The organism is Curtobacterium sp. MCPF17_003 (assembly GCF_003224385.1).
Classification (GTDB): Bacteria; Actinomycetota; Actinomycetes; order Actinomycetales; family Microbacteriaceae; genus Curtobacterium; species Curtobacterium flaccumfaciens.
The window spans coordinates 35399-55507 of the sequence record NZ_QKLC01000020.1 but is presented as its reverse complement, the minus strand read 5'-3'; the positions used below and the strand labels follow the sequence as shown (position 1 = coordinate 55507).

Annotated in this window: 19 protein-coding genes; 7 read left to right on the top strand and 12 right to left on the bottom strand. The window is 72.2% G+C overall.

Annotated features, from left to right (window positions below; genetic code table 11):
• Positions 1-9 precede the first annotated feature (9 nt).
• The 5 genes from DEJ30_RS15900 to DEJ30_RS15880 form a co-directional block, all read right to left on the bottom strand.
• The gene (locus DEJ30_RS15900; protein ID WP_110862656.1) at positions 10-1224 is read right to left on the bottom strand and encodes an ROK family transcriptional regulator; all 1215 of its coding nucleotides are present in this window, start codon (positions 1222-1224) and stop codon (positions 10-12) included.
• Positions 1225-1357: 133 nt separating this feature from the next.
• A complete protein-coding gene (locus DEJ30_RS15895; protein ID WP_110862655.1) occupies positions 1358-2407 on the bottom strand; it encodes a sugar phosphate isomerase/epimerase in 1050 nt (349 codons plus the stop codon).
• A gap of 34 nt (positions 2408-2441) precedes the next feature.
• The gene (locus tag DEJ30_RS15890) at positions 2442-3554 is read right to left on the bottom strand and encodes a Gfo/Idh/MocA family protein (protein WP_110862654.1); all 1113 of its coding nucleotides are present in this window, start codon (positions 3552-3554) and stop codon (positions 2442-2444) included.
• Positions 3539-4246 carry a ThuA domain-containing protein gene (locus tag DEJ30_RS15885; RefSeq protein WP_110862653.1) on the bottom strand — a complete coding sequence of 236 codons (708 nt, stop codon included), beginning with the start codon at positions 4244-4246 and terminating at the stop codon, positions 3539-3541. The genes DEJ30_RS15890 and DEJ30_RS15885 overlap by 16 nt, the downstream gene beginning before the upstream one ends.
• On the bottom strand, positions 4243-5439 hold the full coding sequence (locus tag DEJ30_RS15880; protein WP_258370007.1) for a Gfo/Idh/MocA family protein: 1197 nt from the start codon (positions 5437-5439) through the stop codon (positions 4243-4245). The genes DEJ30_RS15885 and DEJ30_RS15880 overlap by 4 nt, the downstream gene beginning before the upstream one ends.
• Positions 5440-5536: 97 nt before the next feature.
• Between DEJ30_RS15880 and xylA the strand changes: the two genes are divergently transcribed.
• The 3 genes from xylA to DEJ30_RS15865 all read left to right on the top strand — a co-directional run bounded on the left by xylA (position 5537) and on the right by DEJ30_RS15865 (position 9290).
• Complete coding sequence (gene xylA, locus DEJ30_RS15875) at positions 5537-6730, top strand: xylose isomerase (protein WP_110862665.1); 1194 nt, start codon at positions 5537-5539, stop codon at positions 6728-6730.
• Positions 6723-8207 carry a xylulokinase gene (gene xylB / locus DEJ30_RS15870; protein ID WP_110862666.1) on the top strand — a complete coding sequence of 495 codons (1485 nt, stop codon included), beginning with the start codon at positions 6723-6725 and terminating at the stop codon, positions 8205-8207. Before xylA ends, xylB begins: the two co-directional genes overlap by 8 nt.
• A gap of 81 nt (positions 8208-8288) precedes the next feature.
• Positions 8289-9290 carry an acetylxylan esterase gene (locus DEJ30_RS15865; protein ID WP_110862652.1) on the top strand — a complete coding sequence of 334 codons (1002 nt, stop codon included), beginning with the start codon at positions 8289-8291 and terminating at the stop codon, positions 9288-9290.
• Here the strand turns inward: DEJ30_RS15865 and DEJ30_RS15860 are convergent.
• Genes DEJ30_RS15860 through DEJ30_RS18325 form a run of 3 tightly spaced genes read right to left on the bottom strand, consistent with a single transcriptional unit; the run spans position 9283 to position 10611 of the window.
• The gene (locus tag DEJ30_RS15860) at positions 9283-9477 is read right to left on the bottom strand and encodes a hypothetical protein (RefSeq protein ID WP_110862651.1); all 195 of its coding nucleotides are present in this window, start codon (positions 9475-9477) and stop codon (positions 9283-9285) included. The two genes, DEJ30_RS15865 and DEJ30_RS15860, sit on opposite strands and share 8 nt — an antisense overlap.
• Before the next feature lie 7 nt (positions 9478-9484).
• A complete protein-coding gene (locus tag DEJ30_RS18395) occupies positions 9485-10447 on the bottom strand; it encodes a helix-turn-helix transcriptional regulator (protein ID WP_220032972.1) in 963 nt (320 codons plus the stop codon).
• Positions 10444-10611 (bottom strand): hypothetical protein, encoded by a 168-nt coding sequence (locus DEJ30_RS18325; RefSeq protein ID WP_181420178.1) that lies wholly within the window; start codon positions 10609-10611, stop codon positions 10444-10446. Before DEJ30_RS18325 ends, DEJ30_RS18395 begins: the two co-directional genes overlap by 4 nt.
• 196 nt (positions 10612-10807) lie before the next feature.
• On the opposite strand from DEJ30_RS18325, the gene DEJ30_RS15845 reads away from it, so the two are divergent.
• The 3 genes from DEJ30_RS15845 (at position 10808) to DEJ30_RS15835 (ending at position 13131) form a co-directional block, all read left to right on the top strand.
• Positions 10808-11566 carry an AraC family transcriptional regulator gene (locus DEJ30_RS15845; RefSeq protein WP_181420177.1) on the top strand — a complete coding sequence of 253 codons (759 nt, stop codon included), beginning with the start codon at positions 10808-10810 and terminating at the stop codon, positions 11564-11566.
• A gap of 106 nt (positions 11567-11672) precedes the next feature.
• Complete coding sequence (locus DEJ30_RS15840; RefSeq protein ID WP_110862649.1) at positions 11673-12050, top strand: ATP-dependent DNA ligase; 378 nt, start codon at positions 11673-11675, stop codon at positions 12048-12050.
• Positions 12051-12105: 55 nt separating this feature from the next.
• Positions 12106-13131, top strand: coding sequence for a glycosyl hydrolase family 18 protein (locus tag DEJ30_RS15835; RefSeq protein WP_110862648.1), 1026 nt, complete (start codon positions 12106-12108; stop codon positions 13129-13131).
• Between the two features lie 66 nt (positions 13132-13197).
• Here the strand turns inward: DEJ30_RS15835 and DEJ30_RS15830 are convergent, their stop codons facing one another.
• The 4 genes from DEJ30_RS15830 to DEJ30_RS15815 form a co-directional block, all read right to left on the bottom strand.
• Positions 13198-15564, bottom strand: coding sequence for a beta-glucosidase (locus DEJ30_RS15830; protein WP_375231884.1), 2367 nt, complete (start codon positions 15562-15564; stop codon positions 13198-13200).
• Positions 15565-15704: 140 nt separating this feature from the next.
• Positions 15705-16586: a carbohydrate ABC transporter permease gene (locus tag DEJ30_RS15825; RefSeq protein WP_017886791.1), complete on the bottom strand. Its 882-nt coding sequence runs from the start codon at positions 16584-16586 to the stop codon at positions 15705-15707.
• Positions 16586-17608, bottom strand: a complete 1023-nt coding sequence (locus DEJ30_RS15820; RefSeq protein ID WP_027464452.1) for a carbohydrate ABC transporter permease — start codon at positions 17606-17608, stop codon at positions 16586-16588. The genes DEJ30_RS15825 and DEJ30_RS15820 overlap by 1 nt, the downstream gene beginning before the upstream one ends.
• 2 nt (positions 17609-17610) lie before the next feature.
• Positions 17611-18906, bottom strand: coding sequence for an ABC transporter substrate-binding protein (locus DEJ30_RS15815; RefSeq protein ID WP_110862647.1), 1296 nt, complete (start codon positions 18904-18906; stop codon positions 17611-17613).
• A 146-nt stretch (positions 18907-19052) separates the two neighbouring features.
• Between DEJ30_RS15815 and DEJ30_RS15810 the strand changes: the two genes are divergently transcribed.
• Positions 19053-20096 (top strand): LacI family DNA-binding transcriptional regulator, encoded by a 1044-nt coding sequence (locus DEJ30_RS15810; protein ID WP_181420176.1) that lies wholly within the window; start codon positions 19053-19055, stop codon positions 20094-20096.
• The last annotated feature ends 13 nt before the right edge of the window (positions 20097-20109 follow it).

The following is a 20109-nucleotide window of genomic DNA, read 5'->3' as shown; positions in this document are numbered from 1 at the left end:
TCGGCAGCGTCAGATGTGTATAAGAGACAGCGTGGTCGCCGGCACCGGCGCCGGCGCTGGCGCCGCGGGCATGGTGGCGTCGCGCAGCAGCTCCGCGAAGCCGATCTCGGCGGCGCCACGGACCAGGACGTCGCGGCCGAGTGCCGCCGGGACGATGCGGAGCCGGTCGGTCATGGCGGCCATCGTCTGCGCCCGGACGTCGGTTTCGATCCGGTCGCCGACGTGTCCGAGCAGCGCACCGAGGAACCCGCCGAGCACGACGACCTCGGGGTCGACGGTGTGGATGGCGTTCCGCAGTGCGGTCGCGAGAGCGGTGACCTGTCGGTCGACGACCCGCTCCAGCTCGGGCCGGCCCTCGGCGAGCGCCGCGGCGAGCGCGTCGAGGTCGTCCGGCGGGGTCCTGGTGACCGCGGTGAGCGCGGAGCGCGAGGCCTCGGTCTCCAGACAGCCGACCGCACCGCAGTGGCAGCGGATGCCGTTCGCCGCGACGAAGGTGTGCCCCAGCTCGCCCGCGTACCCGTCGGCGCCGCTGAAGGGCCGGCCGGCGCTGACGATCCCGCCGCCGATGCCGCTCGCGCCGCCGTTCAGGTACACGAGGTCGTCGACGCCGCGGGCGCTGCCGTACAGCCGTTCCGCCCAGGCGCCGAGGTTGGCGTCGTTCGCGGCCCGGACCGGCAGCCCCAGGCGTTCCGCGAGCGGTGCGGCGAGGGGTTCGTCACGCCATCCGAGGTGCGGGGCGTCGCGGACGGTGCCGTCCTCGACCCGGACGATGCCGGGCACGGCGACACCGACCCCGACGATCCGGGCCGCCGGTCCGGTGCGGGCGAGGAGTGCTGCGAGGACCCGGGCGACGGCGTCGATCGCCTGCGCCGCGGTGGGCACGGTGGTCTGCGGCTCGACCAGCCGGTCGCGGACGGTGCCGTCGAGGCCGACGAGGGCGACCCCGACGGCGTCGATCTCGACCGTGACCGCGGCGGCGAGGACGTCGCCGGACGCCCGGACGACCCCGCTCGGCCGTCCGACACCGGTACCGGGGGTCCCCGCGGCGGGAGTCTCCTCGTGCACGAGACCGGCGTCGACGAGTTCCCCGACGAGCGCGAGGATGGTCGAGCGGTTCAGGCCGGTGCGCCGGGTGAGTTCGGCGCGGGTGACGGGGCCGTCCTCGTGGACGAGCCGGAGGACGCGCGCGGCGTTGCCCGGCGTCGCCGTGGGCTGCCGTGCCATGGGTCCTCCTCGTTGGTGGGTGAGGTCGTGGGTGGGGTTTCGGGCTGAGCGACGAGTTTCGCACCGGCGGGCCCGTGAACTGTCGCGCCGCGCGAAACCTCGGCGACCGCGCGGCCCCGCAGCGTGGTGCCGGTCAGCGCGACCGCGAGAACGCGGCGTCGAACGCGGCGTCCGGCGGCGCGATGGTACCGAGCTGCCGGACGAACGCCAGCGCCTCGGGCCCGCCGACGAGCCGGTCCATGCCGGCGTCCTCCCACTCGACGCTGGTCGGGCCGGCGTACCCGATGTGGTTCAGGACGCGGAACACCCGCTCCCACGGCACGTCCCCGTGACCGGCGGTGACGAAGTCCCACCCGCGCCGGGGGTCGCCCCACGGCAGGTGCGAGGACAACCGCCCGTTGCGCCCGTCGAGCTGCTTCACCGACTCCTTGCAGTGCACGTGGTACACCCGGTCGGCGAAGTCGAGCAGGAACGCGGCGGGGTCGAGGTCCTGCCAGACGAAGTGCGACGGGTCGAAGTTGAACCCGAACGCCGGCCGGTCCTGGAACACCTCGAGCGTGCGCTTGGCGGTCCAGTAGTCGTAGGCGATCTCGGACGGGTGCACCTCGAGTGCGAACCGGACCCCGACCTCCTCGAAGACGTCGAGGATCGGTGACCACCGGTCGTGGAAGTCCTGGTACCCGGCGTCGATCATCCCCGGGGGCACGGGCGGGAACCCGGCGACGGTCTTCCAGATCGACGAGCCGGAGAAGCCGGTGACGGTGTCGACACCGAGCGCCGCGGCGGCACGGGCAGTCCACTGCAGTTCCTCGGCCGCACGCTGCCGCACGCCCTCGGGGTCGCCGTCGCCCCACACGCGCGGCGGGACGATGTCCTCGTGCCGCTGGTCGATGGGGTCGTCGCACACGGCCTGGCCGACCAGGTGGTTCGCGATCGTCCAGACCCGCAGGCCGTGGCGTTCCAGGATCGCCAGCCGGTCCGCCACGTACTCCGGGTCCGTCGCGGCGCGCCGGACGTCCAGGTGGTCACCCCAGCAGGCGATCTCCAGCCCGTCGTAGCCCCACTCGCCGGCGAGCCGGGCCACCTCTTCGAAGGGCAGGTCGGCCCACTGTCCGGTGAACAGGGTGACCGGCCGGGAGGCCCGGGTCGTCTCCGTCGTGTCGCTCGCGTCCGTCGTCGTCATCGTCGTCGTCCTTCTTCGCGGTGGTCGGGTTCCGTCACCAGGATCCGGGTGCGGACCCGGCGGGGACGGTGGCGGGTCGCTCGACGCGCGAGTGCACGTCGACGACCGAGTGGTCTCGGGCAGCGGCCGAGACCGCCTCCATGACCTCGAGCACGTGGAACGCGAGGTCGCCGGAGGCACGGTGCGGCCGGTCCGTCGCGATCGCATGCGCCATGTCGGCGAGGCCGTAACCGCGGCCGGCGTCGGCGTACCCGGCGGCGACCGGCAGGTCGCGCCACGAGCGGTCGTCGGCGGTGGCGATCGACACGGTGTCCGAGAACCGGTTCGGGTCCGGTACCCCCAGGGTGCCGGCGGTGCCGTACACCTCGAACAGCGGGGCGCGGGTGGCCCAGACCTCGAATGAGACGCTCACGGTGGAGACCACGCCGCCCTCGTGCTCGAGGATCGCGACGACGTGCGTGTCGATGTCGACCGGGATCGACGTGCCGGCGTTCGGTCCGGTCGCGATCGTCCGTTCACGGGTGGAGCGGGTGGCGCTGCCGCTGACCCGGACGACCGGCCCGAAGAACGTGACGAGGCTGGTCAGGTAGTACGGCCCCATGTCGAGGAGCGGTCCGCCGCCCGGCTGGTAGTAGAACGCCGGCGCGGGGTGCCAGAGCTCGTGCCCGGGTGCGCTCCAGGCGACGGCAGCGCCGACCGGGGTGCCGATCGCGCCGTCGTCGAGGGCGGCCCGTGCGGTCTGGATGCCCGTGCCGAGGACGGTGTCCGGGGCACTGCCGACGCGCAGGCCGGCGGCGTGGGCGGCTTCGAGCACCGGTGCGGCCTCGGCGGTGGACATCGCGAGCGGCTTCTCGCCGTAGACGTGCTTGCCTGCTGCGAGTGCCCGGGTGGCGATGTCGGCGTGCGCGGCCGGGATCGTCAGGTTGAGCACCGCGTCGACGTCGTCGGCGGCGAGCAGGTCGTCCACGGTGGTCCCGCGCACGCCCTGAGCCGCACCGACCTGCTCGGCACGGGCGACGTCGAGGTCGGCGACCGCGGCGAGCTCGAGGCCGGGCAGGGCCGGGAAGTGCTCGAAGTACTGCTGGCTGATGACCCCGACGCCGACCACGCCGACGCGAAGCACCCCTTCGTTCACCGTGCTGCCCACAGGAGTCCCCGTTCGATGATGGTGCGGACCGGCTGCGACTCGACGATCTCGATCCGGTGTCCGGGGGCCGAGACGAAGATGCGTCCCTTCCCCCACTGCCGGGTCCAGATCGCCGGTGCGGTGACCGGCCGGTTCCAGGGGTCCCACGAGCGGGCCTCCTGCGTGGTGGTGGCGAGGACGTCGTCGTACTCGTCGCTCAGCACCCAGTACTGCTCGGTGACGAGGTCGAAGTCCTCGATGCCCTGGGTGATGGGGTGCTCGTGCCCGAGGTCGGTGATGTGCACCGTGTAGGGGATGTAGTTGTCCGACTGCTCCCCGACCCGGTCGTCGGGGTGCTTGCCCGCGTGGTGCGCGAACTGCCCGCCGATCATGTGCAGGTAGTCGGCGTTGTCGCGGTACGAGTCCGCGATCCCGCCGTGCCAGCCGGCCAGGCCGGTGCCGTTCAGGACGGCCCGCTGCAGACCGGCGAACTCGTCGGCGGCGATGGTCGTCATGGTGTTCACCTGGACGATCAGGTCGACCGTGTCCATGTACTCCCGGTCGGCGTAGACGGCGGGCGATCCCTCGACCCGGACCGCGAAGCCGTGGTCCTGCAGGAACGGGATGAACAGGTCGGTGGTCTCGACGGGCTGGTGGCCGTCCCACCCGCCGCGGACGACGAGCGCCTGGCGGGTCTGCTCGGCGGCGCTCACGAGGTCGCCGTCCAGGTGCTGCCGGCGGCCGCGCTGCGTTCGACCGCGTCGAGGACCCGCTGCACGTGCAGGCCGTCGGCGAACGACGGCGACGGGTCGGTGCCGGCGACGATGGCGTCGACGAAGTCCTTCACCTGGTGGCTGAAGGTGTGCTCGTACCCGATGAGGTGCCCGGTCGGCCACCAGGCCGCCATGTAGGGGTGCTCGGGCTCGGTGACGAGGATGCGGCGGAACCCCTGCTCCCCCGCCGGTGCGTTCGACTCGTACAGCCGGAGCTCGTTCATCGACTCGAGGTCGAACTGGATCGCGCCGTCGGAACCGCTGATCTCGAGCGTCAGACCGTTCTTCCGCCCGGTCGCGTAGCGCGTCGCCTCGAACGTGCCGATCGCACCGTCGGCCGCGCCGCCGTCGAGCCGTGCGGTGAAGAACGCGGCGTCGTCGACGGTGACCTGCCCGCGCTCGCTCGACGCGGTGCCGGAGAGCCCCACCCCCTCGGCCATCAGCGGACGCTCGGTCACGAAGGTCTCGAGGGTGCCGGACACGGTGGCGAGCGACGCGCCCGTGACGTGCTCGACCAGGTCGATCGCGTGCGCGCCGATGTCCCCGAGCGCCCCCGAGCCCGCGAGCGACTTGTCGAGGCGCCAGGTCATCGGGCCGTCGGCGTCGGCGAGCCAGTCCTGCAGGTAGAGCGCACGGACCTGGCGCACGGTGCCGATCCGGCCGTCCTGCACCAGCTGCCGGGCGAACGCGATGGCCGGCACCCGGCGGTAGCTGAACCCGACCATCGCCCGGACACCCTGTGCACGGGCGGCGTCGGCGGCGGCGGTCATCGCCTCGGCCTCGGCGACGGTGTTCGCGAGCGGCTTCTCGCACAGGACGTGCTTGCCGGCCTGGAGCGCGGCGATCGCGATCTCGACGTGCGAGGACCCCGGCGAAACGACGTCGACCACGTCGATGTCCGGATCGGCGACGACGGCACGCCAGTCGGTGGACGCCGCTTGCCAGCCGTACTGCTGCCGAGCGGCCTCGGTGCGTTCGGGATCACGCCCGACGATCACCGCCATCTCCGGCTCGGCGCCGAGGTCGAAGAACCTGGGGGCGGTCCGCCACGCCTGTGAGTGCGCGGCTCCCATGAAGCCGTGCCCCACCATCGCGACCCGCAGTCGTTGCTGCACCGTCGACTCACTTGCCATCCGCTCGCTCCTTTGCGATCACGTGCTTGCCACAGCCAACACTACCGCTTATGTTGGGCGCGGCAACATTTTGTTTCGACGACGAACGGTGACCACCATGGCAACGACGCCCACCCGTGCAGACAAGTTCTCCTTCGGTCTCTGGACCATCGGCTACAACGGCTCCGACCCCTTCGGCGGGCCGACCCGACCCGCCCTCGACGTGGTCGAGGCGGTCGAGAAGCTCGACGAGCTCGGCGCCTACGGCCTGACCTTCCACGACGACGACCTGTTCGCGTTCGGCTCGACCGACGCCGAACGCCAGACCCAGATCGACCGCCTCAAGGGCGCGCTCGAGTCGACCGGGCTCGTCGTGCCGATGGTCACGACGAACCTGTTCTCCGCCCCGGTCTTCAAGGACGGCGGCTTCACCTCGAACGACCGGCAGGTCCGCCGCTTCGCGCTCCGCAAGGTGCTCCGCAACATCGACCTCGCCGCCGAGCTCGGCGCGTCGACGTTCGTGATGTGGGGTGGCCGCGAAGGCTCCGAGTACGACAGCGCCAAGGACGTGCAGGCCGCGCTCGAGCGGTACCGCGAGGCCGTCAACCTGCTCGCCCAGTACGTCACCGACAAGGGCTACGGCATCCGGTTCGCCATCGAGCCGAAGCCGAACGAGCCCCGCGGCGACATCCTCCTGCCGACCCTCGGCCACGCGATCGCCTTCACAGAGACGCTCGAGCGTCCGGAGCTGTTCGGCATCAACCCCGAGGTCGGCCACGAGCAGATGGCAGGCCTGAACTTCACGGCCGGCATCGCCCAGGCGCTCTACCAGGGCAAGCTCTTCCACATCGACCTCAACGGTCAGCGCGGCATCAAGTACGACCAGGACCTGGTGTTCGGTCACGGCGACCTGCAGAACGCGTTCTCGCTCGTCGACCTGCTCGAGCACGGCGCCCCGCAGGGCGGCCCGGCGTACGACGGCCCGCGCCACTTCGACTACAAGCCGAGCCGCACCGAGGACATCACCGGCGTCTGGGACTCCGCGTCGGCCAACATGCGCATGTACCTGCTCCTCAAGGAGCGTGCGCAGGCGTTCCGCGCCGACCCCGAGGTGCAGGCGGCGCTCGAGGCCTCCAAGGTCGGCGAGCTGTCGACGCCGACGCTGGACGACGGCGAGTCGTACGACGCGTTCCTCGCCGACCGCTCCGCCTACGAGGACTTCGACGCCGATGCCTACTTCGGCGGCAAGGGCTTCGGCTTCGTCCGCCTGCAGCAGCTCGCGATGGAGCACTTGATGGGTGCTCGTGGCTGAGAACACGGACGAGCGCCAGCTCGTCGCCGGGGTCGACTCGTCGACCCAGTCCTGCAAGGTCACCATCCGTGACGCCGCGACCGGTGCGGTCGTCCGCGAGGGACGCGCGTCCCACCCGGACGGCACCTCCGTCGACCCCCGCCACTGGTGGGACGCCCTCGGCGCAGCCGTCGCGGACGCCGGTGGCCTCGACGACGTCGGTGCCGTCGCCATCGCCGGGCAGCAGCACGGCATGGTCGCGCTCGACGCCGACGGCCGCGTGGTCCGCGACGCCCTGCTCTGGAACGACGTGCGGAGTGCGGACGCGGCCGCGCAGATGGTCGACGAACTCGGCCGGGAGGCCTGGGTCGCCCGGACGGGGCTGGTGCCGGTCGCGTCGTTCACGGGCACCAAGCTGCGGTGGCTCCGCGACGCGGAGCCCGAGAACGCGGCCCGCGTCGCGGCCGTGGCGCTCCCCCACGACTGGCTGTCGTGGCGGCTCCGCGGCCACGGCCCGGCGGACGAGAGCCCGCTCGGCCCCGACCTCGACGCCCTGGCGACGGACGCGTCCGACGCCAGCGGCACGGCGTACTGGGACCCGGTGCGCCGCGAGTACGACCCGGAGTTGTTCGAGCTCGCGCTCGGGCGACCGATGCGTCCGGCGTCGATGGGTGACGACGACGCCGTGGTCGTTCCCCGCGTGGTCGCTCCCGACGAGGCGATGGGCACCCTGTCCACCGACGTCGAGCTGCCCGGCGGCGCTGTCGCCCGGTCCGGCCTCGTCGTCGGCGCCGGACTCGGCGACAACGCCGGGGCAGCGCTCGGCCTGGGTCTCGGCCCTGGTGACGTCGCGGTGTCCCTCGGCACCAGCGGCACGGTCTTCGGGGTCAGCGACGCCGAGGTGCGTGACCCGAGCGGGACCGTGGCGGGCTTCGCCGACGGGACCGGGTCGCGCCTCCCGATCGTCACGACGCTCAACGCGGCCCGCGTGCTCGAGGTGATCGGCGGCCTGCTCGGCGTCGACCACGACGCACTCGGCGAACTGGCGCTGCAGGCGCCGGCCGGGGCCGACGGCCTCGTCCTGGTGCCGTACTTCGTCGGCGAGCGCACGCCCAACCGGCCGGACGCGACCGCATCGCTGCTCGGCATGACGCCGGCGACCACCGACCGGGCGCACCTGGCCCGGGCGGCCGTCGAGGGGATGCTCTGCGCCCTCGCCGACGGACTGGCCGCGGTGCAGGGCACCGGGGTGACCGTCGAGCGGCTGCTGCTCATCGGTGGCGCTTCGCGGAACCCGGCGGTCCGCACCGTCGCCGCACAGGTGTTCGGCCGTGACGTCCTGGCGCCGGAGCCCGGCGAGTACGTCGCCGCGGGTGCTGCGAAGCAGGCCGCGTGGGCGCTCACCGGCGCACTGCCGACGTGGGACACCGCGACGACCACCGTGCCGTCCGACCCGCACCCCGCGGTGCTCGAGCAGTACCGCGCCGCGGCGCGCTGACCGACGCACCGGATCCGACACTCCCCGCCCCCGGCGCCCTCCACCAGGGCGCCGGGGGCATCATCGTCCCCGGAGGACCCCATGCCACTGACCGACCTGCCCCTCGACGCGCTCCGCGCCCACCGCTCGGACGTCCGTCGTCCCGCTGACTTCGACGCCTTCTGGGCGGACACGATCGCCGCCGCCCGGACCGCGGGCGAGGGGGTCGAGTCGACCCTCGTGCCGGCCGAGACCCCGGTGACCGGTCTCGTCGTCGAGGACCTGACGTTCCCCGGGTTCGCCGGCGACCCCGTGCGCGCGTGGGTCAACCGCCCGGTGTCCGACGACCCCGGCGCACTGCCGGTCGTCGTCGAGTTCCTCGGCTACGGCGGTGGCCGTGGTCGCCCCGGCGAGCGCGTGCACTGGGCCCTCGCCGGCTACGTGCACGTCGTGATGGACACGCGCGGCCAGGGCTCCGGGTGGGCCGGCGGCGACACCCCGGACCCGCACGGCTCCGCACCGCACGCCAGCGGCTGGATGACGAGCGGCATCGGCTCACCGGCCGAGCACTACTACCGCCGCGTCTACACCGACGCCGTGCGGCTCGTCGAGGCGGTGCGGACGCTTCCCGGGATCGACCCCGAGCGCATCGCCCTGACCGGGGGCAGCCAGGGCGGCGGCATCACGATCGCCGCGGCGGCCCTGGTCGAGGCACACGTCGGACCGGTCGCCGCGGTGCTGCCCGACGTGGCGTTCCTCGCCGACTGGCGGAACGGCACCGACGTCGCGGTCGGCGGTCCGTACCTGGAGCTCGCGCAGTACCTCTCCGTCCACGGCGACGCGGCCGACAGCGTGTGGGAGACCGCCGCGTACCTGGACGGGGTGAACCACGCCGCCGGCATCACCGCCCCGGCGCTGTTCTCGGTCGCGCTGATGGACGACGTCGTTCCGCCGCGCACGACCTTCGCCGCGTTCAACGCCCTCGGCTCCACCGACCGCGAGATCGTCGTGTACCCGTACAACGGGCACGAGGGTGGCGGCTTCCGGCACTGGGAGCGTCAGGCTGCGTTCCTGGCGGACCGGCTGCAGAGCCCGGTCAGATGAAGTAGTGGTGCCGGTGGTGGGGGCCGGGGCTCCCTCCACCGACGTCGTAGTGCACGGTGAGGGTCTGCTCCCAGTCGCGTCCGCGGTGGTCGCCCCACTCGAACAGGATGCTGTCCGGCACCACGTCCGGCTGGTGGAGCAGGACCCGCTCCGCCAGCCCGATCAGCCGCTGTTGTCGCGTGCGCACGGGCGGGTCAGGTGCTCGTCTGGAGCGTCTTCTTCGGGTACTCGTCGAAGCGCTGGTGGTACGTGCTCGAGAACCGCCCCATGTGGCGGAAGCCCCACCGGTGCGCGACCTCGGCCACCGTCGTCTGCGCGCAGTCGGCGAGCTGGAGCGCGATCCGCACCCGGTCGAGGCGGACCTGCAGCAGGTACGTCATGGGGCTCACCCCGACGTGCTGCACGAAGTTCTCCTGGAGTGTGCGGGAGCTGACCCCGACGGCCCCGCAGACGTCCGCGAGCTGGAGCGGCCGGTCGCAGTGCTCCGCGAGCCAGGCCTGCGCGAGCTGCACGGTGTTCACCGTCCGGCGCACCGGCGGTGCGTCGCCTTCGGCGCCCGTCCCGCCGAAGGCCCGCAGGACGGACTCGGCCAGCAGCACCTGTGCGGACAGGTGGCCGCCCGGGTTGCGGTCGGGGTGCAGCGCGTTGACCGCCACCGCGTCGATGCGGGCGAGCAGGTGGGAGACCTCGGCCTCGGCCGGGCGGGATCGCAGTCGCCCGGCGAAGCGGTGGTCGAACACGACCCCGTTCACGGCGTCGAGGAAGCCGCGGTCGACCCGCAGCACCTGGACGGTCCCCGCCGGCACGATCAGGGTGAACGGTCGGTCCGTCGGCAGGAGCACCGGCACACCGGGACGGGTGGGCGCGTCGTCGTCGACCCGGAGGCACCCCACGGTCGACCACGCCAGCACCGGCGTGCCGTCCGGCGTGAACGAGGCGGCGGCGGCCGTCGACACCGCCGACGACAGCAGCGCGACGTTGTGGTGGCGCACCGTCCGGTGGCGGAACGCGAACCGGTCGGTGGGTGCGAACCGAACGTCGCGACCGTCGTACACGGCACGGACCGTCCGGACGGCGTCGGAGGGGGTCCGGCCGCACCGCTCGGCGGCCCGGGGTGCGTGGCCGACCACGGCCCGCGGGACGGTGTCGCTGCTCACGGGTTCCGCCCCCGCTGTGCGCGGAGGTCCGCGAAGGTGAAGCGCTCGCGATCGACGTCGTCCTCGGACTGCACGATCCACCCGCGTCGGGCAGCCCGTGCCCGCGCCCGGTAGGAGGTGATGTGGACCGGGGCGACCCCCGGTGCACGTTCGTAAACACTCATGAGATCCTCCGATCTGCCCCCGCACCTCCGACCCTGTTCGGAGGGGGACAGTTTGAGTACCTTCTGGACGATAAGCGCCTCCGTCGAGGTCCACAATGGCCCCCGAACGGGTGCGATCCACATCCGCGCACCCCGGATAACGGCGGCGTCGTGGCGTCGGGGGCCGATCCGCCCGACCGACTCGTACCCTCCACGTATGGACCAGGCACCGACCACGGCGAGTGGTCCCGAGCACGGCGGAGCACGGCTGTCCCGCAGCGTGCACGAGGCGCTGCGGTTCGTGCACGCCCACGCCCGTGAAGCGATCTCCGTACCGGACATCGCCGCCGCCGCACACCTGTCGACCCGCGGCCTGCAGAGCGCGTTCCGGCGGGAGCTGCAGACCTCACCCGCGTCGTACCTGCGCGGGGTGCGGCTCGAGGGCGTCCGCCGCGACCTGCTGTCGATGACACCGGCCGACCGACGCACCATCGCAGACGTCGCGAAGCACTGGCACTTCAGCAACGCCGGGCGGATGGCTGCCGAGTACCGTGCCGCGTTCGGCACCGCACCGTCGGCGGCGCTCCGGTCGTTCGACCCGGAGGACCCGGAGCCCCTCGCCACGCCGGACCTCGCTCGGCCCCCGGGCGAGGGATCACGCTTCCGGATCGTGCTCGATTGCGAGGTGGAGGTCGACGACGCCGACGCGACGTTCGCCAGTGCCCTGCGACGCGCCCAGGGCGACGACCGCCCCTGGCACGGCTACGACCCCGACGGCAGCACGGCCGACGTCGTCGCGTTCCTGCTGGCGAGCGCCGTCCGCGGGGTCACCGGGGACAGCTCCGGCATCCGGCTGCGCGCGGTCAACCCGATGCTGCGGGCGCCGGATGAGCACGGCGGGTACCCGTCGGCCGAGCTCCCACCGTGGTCGGCACCGACCGTCCCGCCGTCGGCCGCCGGCACGGAACGGGACTGATCACGCCGTGGATGGACGAAAAGCGCCAGGGGTCGAGGAATCGGGGGAGGATGGACCCCGCGGGCCCGGCACGTGCGGCGGGTCCCACCCGACGGAAGGCAGCGCCATGGGCCAGCTCATCTACGACTCGCAACCCCTCGAGCTCCGCCTCGACGACCGTGCGCTCACGCACCTGCAGATCGTCATCGTGAACCTCATCCGCCGCGGAGAGAGCTTCGTGTTCTCGTGGAAGGACGACCCCGCCGTCGGTGGCGGCCGCAGCAGCATCTGGATCCACCCCTACTGCGGACTGCACTTCAAGTTCGCCGGCGGCAAGTCACCGAGCGTGAACCGCTCGTGGCTCGACGAGCTCTACGCCAGCGCGGCGAGCGGTTCCGGCCTCGTCCTGAGCCCGGAACCGACGGACGCCGAGGGCCCGGTCTCCGCCGACGAAGTCGCCGGGGCCCCGCCGGCACGCCCCACCACGACCATCAGCGCCTCCTGACCGGAGCGCCGACGACACGCCCCGACCGGGTACCAACGACAGGACGCCCCTCCCCGTGACCACCACCCCGCGTCGACGCCGCTCCGCGCTGCTCGCAGCCGTCCTCTCCACGGGACTCGCACTCGCCGGCTGCACGACCCCGACCGCTGCCCGGGCCGACGGGTTCGACGTGACCGGCTTCCAGCCCGAGAACGCCGACACCGCCCTGGTGGACGCGAACGCCGCCGCGATGGACGTGGTCGGCGTCGACGGCCTGCTGCTGAACCGGACGGGCACGAAGGTCACGGTCCCCTCGCGTGCCGCGAAGGCCCAGCGCGACCGGGCGCACGCGAACGGGCTCACCGCACAGCTGCTCGTGAGCAACTACTCCGAGGCCGACGGGGACTTCAGCGAGCCGATCGCGCGGAAGCTGCTCACCTCGCCCGCGAACCGCGCCCGGGTCGTCCGGTCGCTCGCCGCCGACGTCACCACGGGCGGCTGGGACTCGATCATGATCGACCTCGAGGCGTTGACCCCGGCCGAGAAGCCCGGCCTCACCGCCTTCGCCTGGGAGCTCCGAGCCGCCGTCGGCGACGACGTCCGGCTCGACATCGCCCTGTCCGCGTCGACCACAGCCGCCGGGTACGCCCGCCTGGGCTACGACGTGCGCGCCCTCCGCGCCCCGCTCGACCACCTGACGCTCATGGCCTACGACCAGCACGGCCCCTGGGAACCGGACGCGCCCGGCCCGGTCGGGTCGCTCGCGTGGTCGTCGAAGGCCGCCCGTGCACTCGCGACCCTCGCCCCCGCCGACCAGATCGTGCTCGGTGTCGCCGGGTACGGCTACCACTGGAAGGGGACGCGTCCGGCCGGTCAGCTCTCCGACGCCCAGGCCCGGCTCCGGGTCCGGAAAGCGGGCGCGACCGCCCGGTGGGACGCGACGGTCGGCGAGTGGACCGCGACCCTGCCGAGCGGTGAGGTGCTCTGGTGGTCCGACGCACGCTCGCTGCGCGAGCGGATCGCGCTGGCGGACCGGCTCGGCCTGACAGGCGTCGCCGTCTGGTCCCTGGACCTGTCCGACCGGATCGAACCGGTCGGGTGACCGCGACCCACTGACGGACAGGAGGCCCGGTGCACGCTGGCACCGGGCCTCCTGTCCGTCTCCCGGTCAGACGAGCGACCACTCCACCAGGCGGGGGTCGTCGAGGGTGACCTCGTGGACGGCGCCGGTGACCGCGACGGTGGCGCGCTCCGTGGCGGTGCCGGGGACGGGGTGTCGGACCGGCCCGTCGCCCGAGGCGACGATCCCACCGGCTGCCACCGGGCCTCCCGGCCGTGACACCGCCGCGTGCGACGCGACCCAGACCTGCACGTCGCCGGGCTCGACCACCCTGCGCATGCGGCGGTCGGTGAACGCGAAGCGCTGCACCGGGACGCGGAAGCGGACCCGCGCGAACTCCCCCGCGGCGAGCGCGACCCGCGCGTACCCGAGGAGCTGCACCTCGGGCCTGGTGACGCTGCCGTGCACGTCGTGCCCGTAGAGCTGCACGACGTCTTCGCCGTCACGGGACCCGGTGTTCCGGACCGTCACCGACGCGGTGAAGACGCCGTCGGAGCGGACGTCCTGGTCGACGACGAGCTCGTCGTAGGCGAAGTCGGTGTAGCCGAGGCCGAAGCCGAACGGTCGCACCGGCGTCGAGTCGGCGGCGGTGACGTCGGACGGACCGCCGAGCCGCGGGTGCAGGTACGTGAACGGCTGCGCACCGGCGGACCGGGGCAGGGACAGCGGCAGGCGGCCCGAGGGCGAGGCGACACCGGTGAGCAGGTCGGCGATCGCCAGCCCGCCGCCCTCGCCCGGGAAGAACGCCTGCACGACCGCGGCCGGACGCGGCTGGTCGCCGTCGAGCGCCCAGCCGATCGCGTACGGCCGGCCGGTGAGCAGCACCATCACGGTGGGGGTACCGGTCGCGACGACGGCCTCGACCAGCTCGCGCTGCACGCCGGGCAGGTCGAGCGACTCGGTGTCGTTGCCCTCGCCGACCGTGCCGCGGCCGAAGAGTCCGGCCTGGTCACCGACGACGACCACCGCGACGTCCGAGGCGGACGCCACGGCGACCGCGTCGGCGAAGCCGGCCCGGTCGTCGCCCGTGACGGCGCAGCCCGCTGCGAAGCGCACCGCTGCCGGGCCGAGGGCCTGGGCGACGGCTTCGCGGACGGTCGGGATCGCGAAGCCGAGCGGCAGGTCGGGGTGCGAGGCGAGCACGTGGTTGGCGAACGAGTAGCAGCCCTGCAGGGCCTCGGCTCGGTCGGCGTTCGGGCCGATGACCGCGACCGAGGCGCCTGCCGCGAGCGGGAGGACGGGGGTGGCGTCGCTGGCGCCGTCGGCGCTGCCGCTGTCGGTGGCGCCGCTGTCGTTCGACAGCAGCACGAGCGACTTCGCCGCCAGCCGGCGTGCGAGTGCCTGGTGCAGCGGGGTGTCGAGGTCGATCCCGGTGGAGGCGTCTCCGGCGAAGGCGTCCGGTTCGAGCAGGCCGAGCCGTTCCTTCTGCCGGAGCACCCGGAGCACGGCGCGGTCGACGAGTGCCTCGTCCACCTGCCCGCTGCGGACCCGCTCGACGAGCGGCGCGAGGTACGCGTCACCGGTCGGGAGCTCGACGTCGACGCCGGCCTCGAGCGCCAGCGTCGCGGCCTCGCCACGGTCGGCGGCGATGCCGTGCATGACCTCGAGGAACGCCACCGAGAAGTAGTCCGCGACGACCGTGCCGTCGAAGCCGAGCCGGCCGCGGAGCAGGTCGGTGAGCAGCTCGCCGTTCGCCGCGACGGGCACGCCGTCGATCTCGGCGTACGAGTTCATGACGCTCCGGGCGCCGCCGTCCCGCAGCGCCATCTCGAACGGCGGCAGGTACACGTCGGCGAGTTCGCGGGCCCCGGCGTGCACGGGGGCGTGGTTCCGTCCCGCCTGCGACGCCGAGTACCCGAGGAAGTGCTTGAGGGTCGCGTCGACCCCGGCGGACTGCAACCCGCGCACGTACGCGGTGCCGACCGTGCCGACCAGGTACGGGTCCTCGGCGATGCACTCGTCGACCCGGCCCCAGCGGGGGTCACGGATCACGTCGAGCACCGGTGCGAGCCCCTGGTGGACGCCGAGCTGCCGCATCGACGCACCGATCGCGGCGCCGACCTGCTCGACGAGCTCCGGGTCGAACGACGCGCCCCACGCCAGCGGGGTCGGGAACGTCGCGGCCTTCCACGCGGCGAGGCCGGTCAGGCACTCCTCGTGGACGAGCGCCGGGATCCCGAGCCGGGTCTCGCGCTGCAGTCGGCGCTGTTCGGCCCAGAGCCAGGCGGCACGCTCGTCGGGTTCGACGGGACGGGTGCCGTAGACGCGGGTGAACTGCCCGATGCCGTCGCGGGTGATGTCCGCCAGCGTGCTGCCCTGCTGCACGGCCGCCATCTCGCCCTGCATGGGGGCGACGACGCCGTTCTGGTCGAGCCAGTAGCCGACGAGCTGGGCGACCTTCTCGTCGAGGGTCATCACGGCGAGCAGGGCGTCGGCGCGGGCTCCGGCGGTGGTCGCGGTCGCGGCCGTCGCGTCCGTCGCGTCCGTCGCGTCCGTCACGCTGTCGGCCTGGAGGCGCGGGTCGTGTCCGGCGGTCTGCGTCGCGTCGGTCGCGGTCACCCCTTCACCGCCCCGGTCAGGCCACCGACGATGCGGCGCTGGAAGATCGTGAAGAACACGAGGGCCGGGATCATCGACATCGAGGTGAACGCGAGCACCTTGGCGGTGTCGACGGAGTACTGCGACGAGAACGACTGGACCCCGAGCGGCAGCGTGTACGCGGCCTCGTTGTTCAGGATGAACAGCGGCAGGATGTAGCTGTTCCAGCTGGCGATGAACGCCAGGATGCCGACCGTGACGACGCCGGGCAGCGACAGCGGCACGACCATCCGGAAGAAGAACCCGAGACGGCTCGCTCCGTCGATCGACGCGGCCTCCTCGAGCTCGTCGGGGATCGCCCGCAGGAACGGCACCAGGATGATGACGGTGGTCGGCAGCGCGAACGCGATCTGCGGCAGGATCACGCCGGCCAGGCTGTTCGTCAGACCGAGGTCCTTGACGAGCAGGTACAGCGGGGTGATCGCGACCGTGATCGGGAACATCAGGCCCGCTGCGAACAGGGCGTAGAGCGCCCCGCGGCCGGCGAACCGGTAGCGGGCGAGCACGAAGCTCACCATCAGCCCGAGCACGACGACCCCGAGGGTGGTCGTGACGGCGCTGATCGTGGAGTTGCCGAGCTGCTGCCAGAAGATGCCGCTCGACAGCACGGACCCGTAGTTGCCGAACTCGAACGGTGCCGGCAGCCCGGCGGGGCTCGTGGTGATCTGCGAGTTGGTCCGGAAGCCGCCCAGCACGATGTAGAGCACGGGTGCCAGGTTGGCGGCGACGAACAGGATCGCGACGACGTAGGTCAGCGGGTTCGCGCGTCCGATCGCGGCACTGGACCGGCGCTCCCGCACGGCCCGGCGCCCGGGGGCGACGATGCTCGTGGTGGCCATCAGTTCTTCCTCTCGGTGAGTGCACCCGCGGTGTCGCGGCGGAGCACGAAGCGCTGGTAGATCAGGGCGACCACGAGCGAGATCACGAACATCACGACCGCGACGGCGCTGCCGAAGCCGAAGTTGCCCGAGGTCCGGCCGTTGGCGACCATGTACGTCGCCATCGTCGAGGTGCCCGCGGTCGACGCGATGTACTGCCCCCAGATGATGTAGACGAGGTCGAACAGCTGCAGCGAGCCGATGATCGACAGGAACGCCCAGATGCGGATGGTCGGACCGAGCAGCGGCAGCGTGATGCGCCGCTGGATCTGCCAGTAGCCGGCACCGTCGATGGCGGCGGCCTCGAACAGTTCCTCGGGGATGCTCTGCAGGCCGGCGAGGAACAGGATCACCGCGAAGCCGATGTACTTCCACGAGATGATCACGAGCAGCGTCCAGATGGCGATGTCGGGGTTCGACAGCCAGTCCGCACGGAGGCCGCCCAGGCCGATGCTCTGGAACAGGTCGTTCACGGCGCCGTTCGACTGGAGCATCAGGCTCCACCCTGTGCCGACGATCACCTCGGAGATGACGTACGGCACGAAGACGAGCACGCGGACGAGTCCTCGGCCGTGCATCTTCTGGTTGAGCAGCAGTGCGAGCACGATCGCGATCGGCCCCTGCAGCACCAGGGAGAGCACGACGATGAAGCCGTTGTGCATCAGGACCGCGTGGAACGCCTTGTCCTGGAAGATGATCAGGTAGTTCTGCAGCCCGACGAAGTCGGTGGGCGGGCCGTAGCCCTGCCACTTGAAGAACCCGTAGTACGCGGCGAGCGCCACGGGCAGGATCACGAACGTGACGAAGACGATGACCGCTGGTCCGGCGAGGACCGCGATCTCGACGCGCTTCCGCCAGTCCGCGATGCGGCGCTTGGTCCGCCGACCGGCGGGGAGCGGCGAACCGCTCCCCGCCGGGGACGTCCCCGCGGCCGTGTCCGACCCGGTGGTCGGAGTCGTACCGAGCGAGGTGTCGAGGGTCATGCTCAGCCCTTGGCCGCAGCCTGGTTGGTGGTCTCGACGATGTCCTTCGCGTCGCCCTTGCCGGCGAGCAGGTCGACCACGCTGGTGTTCAGCGCGTTGCCGACGTTCTGGCCGTACAGGGTGTCGAGGTACTGCGAGACGAACGGGGCCTCCTGGTAGGCGGCCAGGGCCGACTTGAGGTAGTCCGAGTCGACGACCGACTGGGCTTCCTTGTTCACCGGGATGGCGTTGAAGGCCTTGTAGTAGCCCTCCTGGTTGTCCTTCTGCACGATGAAGTTCAGGAAGTCGGTGCACGCCTTCTTCGGTGCCTGCGCCGAGCAGGAGTTGCCGTCGACACCACCCATCATCGACTTCGGGTCACCCTTGCCGCCGTCGATCGCGGGGAACGGGAACCAGCCGAGGTCGGGCAGCGGCTTGGCGTCCGGCGTCAGCGACGCGATCACGCCCGGGTCCCACGCACCCATGAGCTCCATCGCGGCCTTGTGGTTGGCGAGGAGACCGGCGGAGCTGCCGGCGCCCTGCTGTGCGGCGGTGGTCAGGAAGCCGTTGTTGAACGGCTTGGTGGCGTTGAAGTCCTCGAGCTGCTCGCCCGCCTTCGTCCAGCAGGCGTTGTCGAACTTCAGCGACTCCGCGGCGTCCTCGAGCGTCTTCTGGCTGCACTCGCGGAGCGCGAAGTTGTAGTACCAGTGGGCGGCCGGCCAGGCGTCCTTCGCGCCGACGGCGACCGGGTCGATGTCCTTGGCCTTGAGCTTCGTGATCGCGTCGTTCAGCTCGTCCATGGTCGTGGGCGTGCCCTCGATACCGGCTTCCTTGAACAGGTCCTTCGAGTACCAGATGCCCTCGGGGAGCACCGCGCCCGGCATGGCGTACGTCTTGCCGTCCTTCTCGTACCCGGCGAACGTGCCCGCACTGATGGACTTCTTCGCGTCGGCGCTGATGGAGTCGGAGATGTCCATGAGCTGCCCGGCAGCGATCATCGCGTCCATCTTGCCGCCGCCGCGCTGCAGGAACACGTCGGGGGCATCGCCGGAGTTGAGGGCGGTCTGGAGCTTGCCGTCCAGGTCCTCGTTCTGGATCGCCTGGGTCTTGATGGTGACGTTCGGGTACTTCTCCTCGAACGCCTTGACCGTCGAGGCCCAGTAGGCCTTGCCCGGTCCGGTGGTCGAGTTGTGCCAGAAGGTCATCGTGACCTTCCCGCCGTCCTCGGAGGCATCGCTGCCCGCCGAGCACCCACTGGCCACCAGTGCTGTCGCCCCGATCAGCGCGATGGCTGCCGCGGCACGGATCTTCCTCGTCATCGTGGAACTCCTGAAGTGTCGTCGTTGACATGCGCGACATCGACTGCCGCTGCGGAGAGCATGCCTGCTGCTCCGTGCCGGTGTCAATCGATATCGATAACGTTTTCTTACTCGATTGCATGGTGCCGCAGCGGTACGGTGTGCACATGGACTCGGCACTCGGCGCGCGTCCCGGTGCCGGCCGGGTGACGATCGGCGACGTGGCGCGGGTGGCCGGGGTGTCGATCCCGACGGTGTCCAAGGTGATCAACCAGCGGGACGGCGTCGCACCCGCCACGATGCTCCGCGTGCAGCAGGTGGTCGAGGACCTGGGGTACGAGACCTCGCTGGTCGCCCGGAGCCTGCGGAGTTCGCGGACCGGGGTCGTCGGCATCCTGGTGCCCGAGTTCGAGCCGTTCTCGACCGAGCTGCTCCGCGGCATCTCGCGGGCGGCCACCGGCACCGGCTACGAGCTGCTCGCCTACGCCGGCCTGATGACCGGCGCCGACCGACCCGGGTGGGAGCGCCGGTCGCTGTCCCGCCTCTCCGGCACCCTGATCGACGGCGCGATCGTCGTCACCCCGACCACGGCACTGTCGAGCTCGTCGATCCCCGTCGTGGCGATCGACCCGCACACCGGGCCGGAAGGGCACGCCACCGTCGACGCCGACAACGAGGCCGGCGCGGTGCAGGCCGTCGAACACCTGCTCGCACTCGGACACACTCGCATCGCGCACCTGCAGGGACGCGCCGACCTGGCCTCCGCCCAGCTGCGCGCGGCCGGGTACCGCTCGGCCCTGACGGCCGCGGGCATCACGGTCGACGAGTGCCTGCTGCGTGACGGCGGCTACCAGGAGGACCAGTCCGCGGCCGTCGCCCGTGAGCTCCTGGCCCTCGCCGACCGCCCCACCGCGGTGTTCGCCGCGAACGACTCGTCGGCGATCGGCGTGCTCCGCGCCGCGGCCGAGTTCGGGCTCCGCGTGCCCCAGGACCTGTCCGTCGTCGGCTTCGACGACGTGCCGCAGGCGTCCACCACGACCCCGCCGCTCACCACGGTGTCGCAGCCGCTCGCCGAGCTCGGGTCACACGCCGTGCAGATGCTCCTGACGATGCTCCGTGGCGAACCGACCACAGACCACGTCCGGCTCCCCACGACCCTGCGCGTGCGGGCGAGCACGGGCCCCGCGCCGAGGCCGGCACCCGGCCGCTGAGCACCCGCCGTCG

Coding starts and splice junctions, on each gene's coding strand:
- DEJ30_RS15900 (WP_110862656.1), bottom strand. CDS start 1,224: ATGGCACGGCAGCCCACGGCGACGCCGGGCAACGCCGCGCGCGTCCTC.
- DEJ30_RS15815 (WP_110862647.1), bottom strand. CDS start 18,906: ATGACGAGGAAGATCCGTGCCGCGGCAGCCATCGCGCTGATCGGGGCG.
- DEJ30_RS15820 (WP_027464452.1), bottom strand. CDS start 17,608: ATGACCCTCGACACCTCGCTCGGTACGACTCCGACCACCGGGTCGGAC.
- DEJ30_RS15810 (WP_181420176.1), top strand. CDS start 19,053: ATGGACTCGGCACTCGGCGCGCGTCCCGGTGCCGGCCGGGTGACGATC.
- DEJ30_RS15865 (WP_110862652.1), top strand. CDS start 8,289: ATGCCACTGACCGACCTGCCCCTCGACGCGCTCCGCGCCCACCGCTCG.
- DEJ30_RS15825 (WP_017886791.1), bottom strand. CDS start 16,586: ATGGCCACCACGAGCATCGTCGCCCCCGGGCGCCGGGCCGTGCGGGAG.
- DEJ30_RS15895 (WP_110862655.1), bottom strand. CDS start 2,407: ATGACGACGACGGACGCGAGCGACACGACGGAGACGACCCGGGCCTCC.
- DEJ30_RS15845 (WP_181420177.1), top strand. CDS start 10,808: ATGGACCAGGCACCGACCACGGCGAGTGGTCCCGAGCACGGCGGAGCA.
- DEJ30_RS15830 (WP_375231884.1), bottom strand. CDS start 15,564: ATGACCCTCGACGAGAAGGTCGCCCAGCTCGTCGGCTACTGGCTCGAC.
- DEJ30_RS15880 (WP_258370007.1), bottom strand. CDS start 5,439: ATGGCAAGTGAGTCGACGGTGCAGCAACGACTGCGGGTCGCGATGGTG.
- xylA (WP_110862665.1), top strand. CDS start 5,537: ATGGCAACGACGCCCACCCGTGCAGACAAGTTCTCCTTCGGTCTCTGG.
- DEJ30_RS18325 (WP_181420178.1), bottom strand. CDS start 10,611: ATGAGTGTTTACGAACGTGCACCGGGGGTCGCCCCGGTCCACATCACC.
- DEJ30_RS15840 (WP_110862649.1), top strand. CDS start 11,673: ATGGGCCAGCTCATCTACGACTCGCAACCCCTCGAGCTCCGCCTCGAC.